This is a genomic window from Paenibacillus piri (assembly GCF_004354045.1).
Lineage (GTDB): Bacteria > Bacillota > Bacilli > Paenibacillales > NBRC-103111 > Paenibacillus_S > Paenibacillus_S piri.
On the sequence record NZ_SMRT01000035.1, the window covers coordinates 1 to 12232 of the forward strand.

Annotated in this window: 11 protein-coding genes; 1 reads left to right on the forward strand and 10 read right to left on the reverse strand. The window is 48.3% G+C overall.

Features of this window, described 5'->3' with window-relative positions; translation table 11 throughout:
• Nucleotides 1-295: 295 nt before the first annotated feature.
• From E1757_RS34305 to E1757_RS34335, 7 genes are all read right to left on the reverse strand, one after another.
• Nucleotides 296-1300, reverse strand: a complete 1005-nt coding sequence (locus E1757_RS34305) for a 5-oxoprolinase subunit C family protein (protein WP_133236777.1) — start codon at nucleotides 1298-1300, stop codon at nucleotides 296-298.
• 4 nt (nucleotides 1301-1304) lie between these two features.
• A complete protein-coding gene (gene pxpB, locus E1757_RS34310; protein ID WP_133236779.1) occupies nucleotides 1305-2006 on the reverse strand; it encodes a 5-oxoprolinase subunit PxpB in 702 nt (233 codons plus the stop codon).
• Nucleotides 2007-2046: 40 nt separating this feature from the next.
• Nucleotides 2047-2604 (reverse strand): UbiX family flavin prenyltransferase, encoded by a 558-nt coding sequence (locus tag E1757_RS34315; RefSeq protein ID WP_133236781.1) that lies wholly within the window; start codon nucleotides 2602-2604, stop codon nucleotides 2047-2049.
• Nucleotides 2605-2742: 138 nt separating this feature from the next.
• The gene (locus tag E1757_RS34320) at nucleotides 2743-4167 is read right to left on the reverse strand and encodes a UbiD family decarboxylase (RefSeq protein ID WP_133236783.1); all 1425 of its coding nucleotides are present in this window, start codon (nucleotides 4165-4167) and stop codon (nucleotides 2743-2745) included.
• A 17-nt stretch (nucleotides 4168-4184) separates the two neighbouring features.
• The gene (locus E1757_RS34325) at nucleotides 4185-5198 is read right to left on the reverse strand and encodes an ABC transporter substrate-binding protein (protein ID WP_133236785.1); all 1014 of its coding nucleotides are present in this window, start codon (nucleotides 5196-5198) and stop codon (nucleotides 4185-4187) included.
• A 31-nt stretch (nucleotides 5199-5229) separates the two neighbouring features.
• Complete coding sequence (locus tag E1757_RS34330) at nucleotides 5230-5994, reverse strand: ABC transporter permease (RefSeq protein WP_133236787.1); 765 nt, start codon at nucleotides 5992-5994, stop codon at nucleotides 5230-5232.
• A gap of 15 nt (nucleotides 5995-6009) precedes the next feature.
• On the reverse strand, nucleotides 6010-6783 hold the full coding sequence (locus E1757_RS34335) for an ABC transporter ATP-binding protein (RefSeq protein ID WP_133236789.1): 774 nt from the start codon (nucleotides 6781-6783) through the stop codon (nucleotides 6010-6012).
• Between the two features lie 538 nt (nucleotides 6784-7321).
• Between E1757_RS34335 and E1757_RS34340 the strand changes: the two genes are divergently transcribed.
• Nucleotides 7322-8083 carry an IclR family transcriptional regulator gene (locus E1757_RS34340; protein WP_181956729.1) on the forward strand — a complete coding sequence of 254 codons (762 nt, stop codon included), beginning with the start codon at nucleotides 7322-7324 and terminating at the stop codon, nucleotides 8081-8083.
• A 229-nt stretch (nucleotides 8084-8312) separates the two neighbouring features.
• On the opposite strand, the gene E1757_RS34345 is transcribed toward E1757_RS34340, so the two are convergent.
• Genes E1757_RS34345 through E1757_RS34355 form a run of 3 tightly spaced genes read right to left on the reverse strand, consistent with a single transcriptional unit; the run spans nucleotide 8313 to nucleotide 12212 of the window.
• Nucleotides 8313-10328, reverse strand: a complete 2016-nt coding sequence (locus E1757_RS34345) for an alpha-L-arabinofuranosidase C-terminal domain-containing protein (protein ID WP_133236791.1) — start codon at nucleotides 10326-10328, stop codon at nucleotides 8313-8315.
• A 20-nt stretch (nucleotides 10329-10348) separates the two neighbouring features.
• Entirely contained in the window at nucleotides 10349-11242 is an 894-nt protein-coding gene (locus E1757_RS34350) for a carbohydrate ABC transporter permease (protein WP_133236793.1), read from the reverse strand.
• Between the two features lie 13 nt (nucleotides 11243-11255).
• Complete coding sequence (locus tag E1757_RS34355) at nucleotides 11256-12212, reverse strand: ABC transporter permease (protein ID WP_133236795.1); 957 nt, start codon at nucleotides 12210-12212, stop codon at nucleotides 11256-11258.
• Nucleotides 12213-12232 lie beyond the last annotated feature (20 nt).

Genomic DNA, 12232 nt, shown 5'->3' on the forward strand with positions numbered 1-12232 from the left:
TCCCAAGCACCAACACAAACGCGCCCTCGTCTTAACGGCAAGAAAACTTGTGCGTCTGGTCGATGTGCTGCTACGCAACGACCAACTTTATACGCCACGGAGGAAGGTGAACAACGCGAAGGGATAACGCCTCCTTTGTCAAAGTCCTTCATGGATTCCCAGTAAAATTCTGGTAAAAAATCGGATTTTAGGCTGGGTCTGATTTGATGCGTCCATTTTTCCTGACTGATCTACTTTACGGCCAAGAAAATTTCCAATTCGATTGAATCAGGGACTTGACATCATACCGCTGGACTTATATGAAATGCATCTGAATGCTCTTTTTCAAGAAGTTCAAATTCAGCTCAGTCATCAAATAAGCTTCTTGAGCCTCGCGAAGATCGACCAGCCTGAAACGGATGCTGCTGCCAATTTGAGCTTGAGCAAGCAGGGGCAAATCCGCCGAAATAACTTGCGCCACCTTCGGGTATCCTCCCGTTGTTTGCCGGTCCGCCATCAGCACGATAAGGTTTCCGTCGGGAGGTACTTGAACCGTCCCGAACGTTACGGGCTCGGAAAGCATTTCTTTAGGCTCCCGCATATGAATCGGCTTTCCCGCCAAACGGTAGCCCATCCGATCCGACTGCGGCTGCACTTTAAATTCCGTCGCAAACAAATTCTCCAGGCTGGCAGGATCAAATAACGGGTACTGCGCCCCGGGGATCACCCGAATCTCCGGATTCGCCTCATAGGCGGGCATCAGCTCGAACGATACGCGCCAAGATACGGAACCGAATGCCGCATCGCGCGCATTGCCGCCAAGCCGCTCCATCATTTTCGCTCCCAGCTTCGTGATCGGCTTGATGGAGAGCCGGTCGTTCTCCTTAAGCGCTCTGCCCTGAAAGCCGCCCAAGCCTGCGCGAAGATAGGTCGAATAGCTGTTCATTTGCCGCGGGACATCAATCCCCCCCGAAACAGCCAAATAGCAGCGGCATCCTTCACGGGAAGATCCGAACTGAACCGTTGCTCCCGCCTTTATATATACGGGCCTCCATAGAGGTACGGGCATGCCGTCGATTTTGGGCGATAAATCCGACCCGCAAATGGAGATTAGCGCAGGCGTCTCAAAATACAACGCAGGTCCGATTATCGTGATCTCCAATGATGCTTCCGTTTCTTCATTGCCTACTAACAGATTGGCCGTCTTATGCGCAAAGCGATCCATCGCCCCGCTAACAATGACGCCATATTGTTGATAACCGTACCTGCCCGAATCCTGAAGCGTTGTAAGCAGGCCCGGCTTTTGCACATGAATCGTCATCGACTTACTCCTTCCACCGATCGTACTCCTTGCGGGAAATCGGGTAAAAGCGTACCAAATTACCCGCTTCGAGCAGCGTGGGAGGTTGCTTTTCCGGCAAAAACAAAGATATCGGCGTTCTGCCGATCAACTGCCAGCCGCCCGGCGTTTCAATCGGATATACCCCTGTTTGCTCCCCTGCGATCCCAACCGTTCCCGGCGGAATCCGTAATCGGGGAGTCTGCTTGCGCGGGGCTGCAATCCGCTTGTCCATTCCACCCAAATAAGGAAAGCCCGGGGCAAACCCAAGCATGTACACCAAATACTCTCCACTCGTATGGATCTGAATGACTTCATCCGTACGGAGTCCATTGATTTCCGCGACATATTCCAAATCTACGCCAAATTCGTCTCCGTAGCATACGGGAATTTCGACTACCCGGGGTTCGGGCACGGAACCTGTATCCATGGACGCCAATATATTTTTCAGCTTCTCCTCTACAGCGTCAAACGGATAGCGAATGTGTTCCGTATGCGGCTCCTTGTTTTCACTAAGAAAAATTCGCATAGGATTATACACGACAGTAACCGAAGCGAATGCAGGAATATACTCGACCAGTCCGTCAAAAGGATGCTCCGCCAAATAATCGGAAAATACTCTTACTTTCGCATGTGTTTCCAAATCGACACGATCTCCAAGCTTCACTACAATTGCACTGTCCCCCATTGGAGACATTTCCACATATCGAATACCCAAACATCCCCTTTTATGACTGAAGCCAGCGTTTTGAAACCGCATTATCAATGCCAAGCTGATCCAATGTTCTCGAAACCGTATGCATCACAATATCGTCAATCGTTTCCGGTTTATTATAAAATGCGGGCATGGGCGGTAATATGACCGCTCCCATGCGGGTTAGTCGCAGCATATTTTCCAAGTGAATCTCGCTTAACGGCGTTTCTCTGGGAAGAAGCACGAGCTTCCTTCTTTCTTTTAAAACAACGTCTGCGGAACGGGACAATAAATTGTCCGAATATCCATGACTTATCGCTGCGAGCGTCTTCATACTGCACGGCGCAATGACCATTCCGTCGGTTTTAAAGGAACCGCTTGAAATAACAGCCGCTTGATTGGAGGATGGATGCACCACCGTGGCCAAATCCTTGACCTGCTCCAATGTATACTTCGTTTCAATCGCAATCGTTTTCTCTGCCCAAGGGCTCAGAACAAGATGTGTTTCCACGCCGAGCTGCTTCAAAACCTCCAGCAGCTTTATGCCATAAATTGGACCCGTCGCGCCGGATATGCCAATTATCAGCTTCATTTCATTAACCCCGCTTTGGCTGTTTAGTGCACTGCATATCGCATTTGTGAAACAGGCGAGCCCCAAGCAGGCCGTAGCAAGACGGAAAATTCCGTCTTGCTACGGACAAATTCTCGGGGCTGAATGACTTGAATCGAACTAAAACCACTTGCCTTTTTCTTCATTCGTCAGACCGCGCAATACATCCAGCTGAGCAAGTCCGACATGTTCGACAGGAACAACCGCCCGTTTTGGAAATACAATCGGAGGCGCAGGCTTGGTTGCGTCGGCGATGACTGCGCTGGACATGCGTGGCGTATTTTTCCCGTCGGCATGATATTCCCAGTTCGTAGGCAGCAGCCCGCCCGGACCGTTCCATTTGGGAATGATAAGCAGATCGCGTTCGGCGTCGAATCGGGTGCCGATCGCCCATGCCACCTCTTCCCCGTCAAACACGTTGATGTCATCGTCGACAACAACGATATGCCGCAAATTTTCCTGTTCGGTGTTCAAAGCCGCGAACGCCGCCTTTTTCACATCCGCTTCTCTTTCCTTATGCAGCGATAAATAGCAATGCATTCTGCTGTAGAACGGCACGTTAACCGTTTTTAGGCTCGGAACCACTTCTTTTACGGTTTGATAGATGCTTCCGGAACGGGGAACCGCCCCGACGACCAGATGCTCGCGGCTGGAGGCGACAATATCCTGGAAAATCGCATTGCGGCGATGTGTAATGCGGGTAATCCGAATGGTCGGAACAGAGCCGCCGCCCAAATAATGACCCGGCCACTCACCGAAAGGCCCTTCCACTTGATCATAATCCGGTAAAATTTCGCCTTCCAAAATAATTTCTGCATGTGCCGGGACGAGCAAATCGGATGTTTCCGCCTTGACCAGTTCGAGCGATTCATCCATCAGAGCTCCGGCTGCCGCGTATTCGCCGCCAATGCCTTGAATTCTTGACACCGAGCCCATAACGAACCCTGGATGGTGTCCGAGAACGATGGCCACCGGGGCCGGTTTACCCTGTTTTTTATATTTTTTATAGATCAGTCCGCCGTGATGGGCGCCAAGGAACCAGACGCCCAGCTCTTTTTCATTAAAAATTTGATGACGGTAAATGCCTGCATTGATTTCTCCGGAATCCGGATCTCGGATGACCATAACACCGGCAGATAAATAGGGGCCGCCGTCCAATTCATTGTGCACAGGGATCGGAAGCTTCGACAAATCGACCGCTTCTTCCTCAATAATAACTTCCTTTACCTTCGCTTCGGATCGTTCAATCTCCGTCGGAGGGATGGGCGCTTGCAATTTTTCCCCGTATACTCTGGGAATATCCTGTACATCGCAGTTCAGGTAAAGAGCGATACGTTCATAGGAAGTAAGCACATTCGAGATGCAGGAAAGCTCGGAGCCCTTTACTTTCGTAAATAACAAGCCCGGATATTTTCCGTCTTGCGCAAGTCGCGATGCATAAGCCGTAATGCCAAACTTGGGGTCAACCTGCTGGTCCACGACTTTCAAGCTATCCGGGTCGTGGTGAACCAAATCTTTCAGATACGTTCTCAGATCTTTGGCCATGGATCGATCATCCTTTCTTATGGAAGCAGTGTTAAATCAACTGTTTTGTCAAAAGGGATTTCTTTACTGATCGCGCCCAGCTCAAGCTGAGTACTTACTACCATATCGGCAGCCGCTTTGGTTATTTTCAGATCAGCCGGAACTTTGGGCAGCTGGTTTTTAATTGCTGTCAAAAGCACATCCTGAGGAATTTTATCGAATTCCTTCGTCATAGGCTGCACAGCGCTTTGCGGATCTTTTTGCGTGCGGTCGTTAATTTCTTTATTTATTTTCAAAAATGTTTTCATCGCATCTTTGTTTTTGTTGACCCAATCCGTCTTGGCCATAACTACGATACCGGCATATTCAAACGGCGGATCATACAAAATCCGGTAGTTTCCGGAAGCGAGCATTTGCGCCGTCGTCGGCTCGGACACCATGCCGCCGGCCGCTTTGCCGCTTTCGATCGCCGCCAGCATCGTTGCGCCGCTGCCGCCATTAATAATCTGTACATCCTTTTCGGAGCTTATGCCTTCTTTTTCCAGGCCGGCACGCAAGCCTGTATCGGACAAGCTGCCAACTTTGGTTACAGCCAAAGTCGTCTTTTTAAGGTCGGCCAGCTTTTGGTAAGGAGCGTCTTTCTTAACGACCAGCGCATAACCGACGCCATTGAAAATTTCACCGTAAACTTTGACATCAAGGCCGTTCTTCTGCTGTCTCAGCACATGCTCGTAAGAACCGAGGTTGATGTCGATGCTTCCGCCAACCAAAGCCTGAACGGCATCGGCGCCGGCATTAAAGCACGTTTTTTCGATTTTCAAGCCCGCTTTTTCAAACGACCCGTCATTGATTCCGATTTGCGTCAGCAGCGGCGTCATGCCTCCGCATACCAAACCGACTTTAATGCTTGTCGGAGCTTTAGCTTCCGCAGGCGGCTGGCTGCCTCCCGCAGCAGGAGCCGGATTCGGCTGGGCGGATTGAGTGCCGCAAGCCGAAACGAACATTAGTGATACGCCGAGCACTAGAGCAGAAACAGATTTAAGGTTTCTCATGAATAATTCCCCCTGATATGAATCTATGTTATTAGCGGTATTTCAACAATCTCCGTTCCAACTGGATCACAATTTGTTCCAATACGACAGCGATGATCATAATAAGGAATAGACCTGTAAAAATACCGGTCGTATCCAGCATGCCGGACGAATAAGTAATGTAATAACCTAGCCCGCGATTAGCCCCTACCAGCTCGGCTATAACGGAACCGATCAGCGCCATCCCGATATTTAACCGAAGGCTTGTCAAAATCCAAACCGTTATGGACGGCAATATGACCCATCTCAGCTTTTGCAGTCTGCTGGCCTTGTACGTCTTCATCATGTCCAGTAAATCTTTGTCTATGTTGCGGATACCTTCAAACGCGTTATAAAAGGCAACGAAAATGACCATCGCGACAACCATCAATATTTTGGATGACATTCCGATCCCGAACCAGACGATGAAGAGCGGCGCCAATGAAACGCGAGGCAAGCTGTAAAGCGCCATAATGAAAGGATAAACCCATCGCTCGAAAATGCCGCTATAGGCAATCAGAATGCCTAATAAGGTTCCCCCTACCATCCCGATGATCAATCCGAAAATGGCTTCCTGCAACGTCACGCTTAAATGAAACCATAAAGTACCCTTCTGCAGCATTTCGATAATACGTTCAAGGATCAAGGATGGCTTGCTTAGCCAAAATGCGTTGAATGCCCGTCCCGATAAAACTTCCCACAGGCCCAGGATGAGAATGCCCAGGATGATTCTTCCCGACCAAATTTTAACCTTGCTGTAATCGACTGCACCTGTCATGGTCTGCTCCCCTTTCTATTCCTCCTCGGCCATGCAATTCCAGATTTCTTTCTGGAGCTGCTTGAACCGGGGATCAAATCGGATTTCGTAAAAGGGGCGCGGACGTTCCAGAGTCACATCAAACTCAGCCTTGATTTTACCCGGACGGCTGGTCATCACTACTACCCGGTCCGAGAGCGCTATCGCCTCTTCAATATCGTGAGTGATGAACAGCACGCTTTTCCCGACCTGTTCCCAAATCTTCAGAAACTCTTCCCCAATCTTGACTCTGGTTTGCGCATCCAAAGGTCCGAAAGGCTCGTCCATTAAATACAGCTCCGGATCATACGCGAACGTTCTGGCCAGAGCCACTCTCTTTCTCATACCGCCGGATAACTGCTTCGGATAATAATGTTCAAAATCAGCCAATCCTACCATGCCGAGCAGGCGGCGAACCTCGTTCGTCTGTTCCGATCGGGAAAATCCTTTAATTTCAAGAGGCAAGCGCACATTATCAAAAACCGTTTTCCAAGGGAGCAGCGCATCGTTCTGGAATACCATGCCGACTTCTCCGGTTACGCCATCGATCCGCTTGCCGTCAAGCAGCGCCTCTCCGGCTGCAGGCTTTAACAGCCCCGAAGCGACCTTGAGCAAGGTAGATTTCCCGCAGCCGCTTGGACCGACAACCGAAACGAATTCGCCTTCTTTTATCGATAAATTGACGTTATTCAATGCGACAGTGCTATGTTCCTTCGTATTATATTGAACTACCAGGTCTTGTATTTGCAGCTTTGCTTGATCTGTACTCATCTCACGTTCTCCCATACTGCTTGCATAGTCTTAAGCATTCCTTGTAATTCCGTATTTCGGTATTTTATTTCCGAATTTCGAAATACGACATATACGATCATTATAGTTGGTGTTTTCAAAAAATCAAGAAAAAAATGCTAGATGACAGCAGGAAAAATTCGAGGCACAGTTTCTTCATTATTATTTACAGAAATTTGCAATCTGTTGCAGGTTATCACTTCCTTTTATTTCATAATTTTGGATTCGCAATTCCGGATGTCCGCGAACGGAAGTCAATCCTTAAATTGACATATCCGTTAACATGATCATTATAGAATTCCGAATTTTGGAATTTCAATTCCGAATTTAAATTCCTAGATATACGATCATTATAGTCGGTATTAAATAAAAATCAAGAACAAAATTTCAAACTTTTCATCGGAATACTCGAAATATGGAATGGAGTTCATTCTTCTTTCGGTGTATACTGGATAAACGAAACCGCGAAATGATGAAATTTTCATAAGCAATCAGCATAATCAGGAGGAAAACGCGCAACGTGCAAAATAAAAATAAGACCGTCGTAAGATCCATGGACCTGCTCAATCTCTTCTTGGCCCACATCAAGCTGAGCATGAACGATATGGTGGAGCTTTCAGGCATTCCCAAAACATCCGTCCATAGAATGATCGGCTCCCTTGAAGAAATGGGATTTGTTAAAAAAGATAATGATGGACAATACTCGCTTGGCCTGCTGTTCCTGCAATTCGGGAACTTGGTGGCAGAACGGCTCGATATCCGGCATATCGCTATATCCGTAATGGAGAAGCTGCGCGACGATATCGGAGAGGCCGTACATCTCGCACTTAGGGACGGTCAAGAATCGATATATATTGAAAAACTGGATACGAATCATCCCGTCAGACTTTTTACCAAAATAGGAAGAAAGGCTCCGCTTTATGCGGGTGCCTCCTCCCGAACGATTCTCGCCTTTATGCCCGAACATGAACGAGATGCCTATTTGGACGAGATTGAATTGAAGCCTATCGGTTCCGGAACCATCATGGATAAAGAAGAGCTCCGCGCATCTCTCGAGCTTTCGAGAAGGACGGGCTACAGCTTCAGCCGTTCCGAGCTAGAAAATTATACCGCCGAGTTGAGTGCTCCCATATTCGATCATACAGGACAAATTATTGCCGCGCTCAGTATTGCGGGGCTTGAAGTGCAATTTGGGGAAGAGAAAATGGCCGACTTGATTTACAAGGTTAAAACGGCTGCACATGAAATTTCGCAGAAGCTTGGTTTTATCGAAACGGCTTAGGCCATTGTGTCCCGGTTACCACTCAAGGAACGGCTTCATGTCGTTCATAGGTGTTCCGCGGCAGAGGCGGCCCGGCAAAAATAAACCGCAACGCGACAGTCAGTCGGTTGCGGTTTATTTTTGCCTTTATTCCATTTCGATAATTAGCCGCTTCCAGTCCGAAATGCCGGACGCCGCCTCGCTCTCCCTGCTGCCTGCAATATCCCATCTCTGTGTAAATTCGGGAACTTTAACGCGTTATTTCCATTACATAGACCGACGATGCCTTTAACTGGCAAGTCACTTGACTGTTCATAAATTGCAGCTTATAGGTTATGCAGGCAACCGAATCCGGATGCTGTACGCTATTGATGGCTTCATAATCGTCCGCTGTTATTTCATATAATTTTGCTGTGCCTGAATCTGCAAATCCGTTCAGCCGCACTTCTGTCGACGCCGCTTCGAGACTTCGGTTGACCATAAAGATCGTCAACTTATTTCCTCTAGCATTGATACAAGCTACGACATCCAGATTCGGCAGGCGATCAAGCTGCGGCGCAGCCGGTATGAGACTGTTCACTTTAAAAGTGCCGCATTCGGTATGGCTTTTTACAACGCAGCCCAAGTCACGGTTGGCATACAATTTCATAACATAGTAAGTCGGAGTGCCATAGACAGTCAAAGGCTTCCCGCTCCAGCCTGTCAACTTACCGCGAAACTGATCCGCATAAAAGTCCCCCACCCTGATACAACCGCCAAGCCAGCCGTTAACCAGGTCGGAGAAGCTGCCAATCTCCACCAGGTCGCTGTTCCGGATAAATTCATTCAAATTGGCGGCATTGGCAACCGCAGCTTCCAGCGTATGCTCGCGGGGAAGACCCTTACGGATTGTATTGGGATTGTACATCGTATTATATTCAGTAATAGCTACTTTCAAATGGGAATAACGTTTATCCGACCTGAACATTTCTCTTAATCGATGTATGGATTCCCTTGTCCATTCCGGGTAGGAAACCATGGCCTTATAGCGCTCTTCCTTGGGCGTATGCTCATTCATGCCGAATCGCGGGTATCCGTGATACAAATGCAAAGTCAAATAATCGATATGCTCGGCGGCCCGCTCTATGACCGTCTTGTTCCAGTCCATGCGGACATCGCCGCAAGCCAACAGTTTAATTCCGGGATCCGCGGCCTTCATAGACTGCGCAAACTGAATATAGCGTTCGGAGAACTGCGCAGCGTCGCAGTGTCCAACCTGCCAAGCTCCCCATACTTCATTGCCGATCTCCCAATACTTCACGCCATACGGCTCGATATGTCCGTTGGCGGCCCTTAAGCTTCCCATTGGCGAATCGGCATCTCCGTTACAGTATTCAACCCATTCCGCCGCTTCCGCCGGTGTGCCCGAGCCGTCATTTACACAAATCAGCGGCTCCACATTCAATTCGCGGCAAAACTGAATAAATTCATCTGTGCCAAAGTATTTATTCGTCCAGCCTCCCCATGCTTCATTCACAACACAGGGACGCTCATACACTGGGCCGACCCCCTGCCGCCAATGATAAGCGCTAATATAATTGCCTGCAAGCCGCATCATGCCGGCGTTTAAATCCCTGGTCATATCCATGACTTCTTTACGGACATTGCCTGCACTGTCGGAAGGCAGCAGCGAAATATGATCAACCCAGAGCATCCCCGTGGATACGTGATCCAGCCAGCGCTCATGCTCCGAAGGAACATACAGCCTGAACTCAGCATGCTCGCAATTCCGTTGCACCGTGAGTCGCGTTTCATAGTGCTTCCAGTTATGGCCGGTCAGATCTATCCGTGTCGAACCAAGCATTTCTCCGCTCATCTTATCTACAATCTCCGCAAGTACAAACTTGATTTCAATAGAAGCCCTTGCATACAGAGCCAAATCATAGCCATCCGCGTCTTGTTTCACTGCAACGGCCTGGCTTATTCCCGCATAACCTTCGTCATCGCTATAGATGCGTATCAGCTGACTATGACCCGAATGCCGCGCAGCTGCAGGCTCAAGGGCATAAATAGTGCTTTTCCCGTTCGTATAAGGACGCCAGCAGCCGGAAAGCCCCTTGTAAGTTTCATCCGTACTTTCAAAATCCATATCCTTTAACGGATAAGCCAGCATGGCATCCATGTGATCACGAATATCTTCCACAAAATGACCGAACAAATAAGGATGAATTGTATCGCCAACGGCTTGATTTGCATTCACTTGAATTTTAGCTTTGGTAGGTACCATCAACTATAAACTTCCTTCCATTATCCTTTTAGAGAACCGATCATAACTCCCTTGACGAAATGCCGTTGTACAAACGGATACATCAACAGCACCGGCAAACTGGAAATAATAATGACCACGTATTTGATACTTTCGGCCAGCAGCACTTTCGATTCCAGCCCCACATTACTGTCAACGGCATCCGCCTGACTCACCATAAGCACTTCGCGCAGCACGAGCTGCAGCGGGTACAAATCTTTGCTGCGAATATAGATCAACGCATTGAAGTATGAATTCCAGTGACCGACAGCGTAAAACAGGATCATAACCGCCAATATCGGCTTGGAAAGCGGCAATATCACATGCGTCAGCAGCTTCCAGTTCGAGCAGCCGTCGATATGAGCCGCTTCCTGGATTTCCCAGGGGATGCTGGACCCGAAATAAGTTCTCATTACAATCAAATTATAGGTGGCGATTGCCCCCGGGATGATGAGCGCCCACATCGTATCGACCATTCCCAAATTTTTCACAAGGAGATAAGATGGGATGAGACCCCCGCTGAAAAACATCGTAAGCGTCACAAAAAACATAATGCCTCCCCGCCCGGGCAGGTCCGGTCTTGAAAGCGGATAGGCCGCTAATGTCGTCATGATAAGATTGATCGCCGTACCTACGGCCGTATACAGAATGGTATTTCTGTATCCGTTCCATATTTGACCGTTTTCAAAAACATTCCGGTATGCCTCTAAAGTAATCTGCTTGGGCAGCAAATACACCTCGCCATTCAGCACCAAAGCGGGATCGCTAAAGGAAGCGCTCACGATGAAAATTAACGGGTAAAGCACGACTATCACTATAAGGGCGGCCAATGTGTTGACGACGGCATCGAATACTTTTTCGCCCGATTTCCTTTTCCTGATCGTTAGTTCCCTCATCCATTGCCCCTCCTTACCATAAGCTTGTCTCGGCCTTTTTACGGGCAAAGCGATTTACGAGTACCAGCAGCGCCAGGTTTACAACGGAGTTAAACAAACCTATTGCAGCCGTATAGCTGTACTCCCCTTTTAAAATACCTGCCGAGTAGACGAAGGTGGATATGACATCGCTCGCTTCCAAATTCAAATTATTTTGCATTAACAATATTTTCTCAAAACCGACGTTCATGAAGTGTCCGATATCGAGAATAAGCAAGATGACGATTACAGGGAGAATGCCCGGAACGGATACATGCCAAATGCGCTGCAATCGGCTTGCGCCGTCCATTTTGGCCGCTTCATACAGCTGCGGATTGACTCCGCTAAGGGCCGCGATATAAATGATCGATTGCCAACCCATATTTTGCCATATATTGGAACCGATAAAAATCGGCTTAAACCAGGCGGCCGAATCCAGAAATCGAACCGGCATCCCGCCAAATGCTTGAATGACCGTATTAATAGGCCCTCCTCGCGGAGATAAAAACAGCATCAACATCCCTACCATCACGACGACAGATATAAAATGTGGAATATAAGTAATGTTTTGCACAATTTTACTGAATGCTTTGCTGCGAATTTCATTAATCAGCAGTGCCAAACAAATCGGAATAGGAAAAGCAATCAATAATGAGAACAAATTAATCGAAATGGTGTTCCAGAGCAGTCTCCAGAAATAGTAGGACTCAATAAAACGTTCGAAATGATCAAAGCCCACCCATGCGCTGCCAATTATACCTTTGGCCGGACTAAAGTTTTTAAACGCGATTTGCAACCCATACAGAGGGCCGTAATGGAACACAAGGTACCAAACAATGGGGATGAGCAGCATAAGGTAAAGATCGTATCGAATGACAATGGATTTAAAGAGGCTGGAGCGCCTCGATCCGGATCGAGACGCAGCGCCTGCAGTATTGGCTGTACTCTTCATCTGTAGCCCTCCAACCGGCA

Excerpts from the sequence above, each read along its gene's own strand:
- E1757_RS34305 (WP_133236777.1), bottom strand. The coding sequence starts at position 1,300 with ATGACGATTCATGTGCAAAAGCCGGGCCTGCTTACAACGCTTCAGGAT.
- pxpB (WP_133236779.1), bottom strand. The coding sequence starts at position 2,006 with ATGGGGGACAGTGCAATTGTAGTGAAGCTTGGAGATCGTGTCGATTTG.
- E1757_RS34315 (WP_133236781.1), bottom strand. The coding sequence starts at position 2,604 with ATGAAGCTGATAATTGGCATATCCGGCGCGACGGGTCCAATTTATGGC.
- E1757_RS34320 (WP_133236783.1), bottom strand. The coding sequence starts at position 4,167 with ATGGCCAAAGATCTGAGAACGTATCTGAAAGATTTGGTTCACCACGAC.
- E1757_RS34325 (WP_133236785.1), bottom strand. The coding sequence starts at position 5,198 with ATGAGAAACCTTAAATCTGTTTCTGCTCTAGTGCTCGGCGTATCACTA.
- E1757_RS34330 (WP_133236787.1), bottom strand. The coding sequence starts at position 5,994 with ATGACAGGTGCAGTCGATTACAGCAAGGTTAAAATTTGGTCGGGAAGA.
- E1757_RS34335 (WP_133236789.1), bottom strand. The coding sequence starts at position 6,783 with ATGAGTACAGATCAAGCAAAGCTGCAAATACAAGACCTGGTAGTTCAA.
- E1757_RS34345 (WP_133236791.1), bottom strand. The coding sequence starts at position 10,328 with ATGGTACCTACCAAAGCTAAAATTCAAGTGAATGCAAATCAAGCCGTT.
- E1757_RS34350 (WP_133236793.1), bottom strand. The coding sequence starts at position 11,242 with ATGAGGGAACTAACGATCAGGAAAAGGAAATCGGGCGAAAAAGTATTC.
- E1757_RS34355 (WP_133236795.1), bottom strand. The coding sequence starts at position 12,212 with ATGAAGAGTACAGCCAATACTGCAGGCGCTGCGTCTCGATCCGGATCG.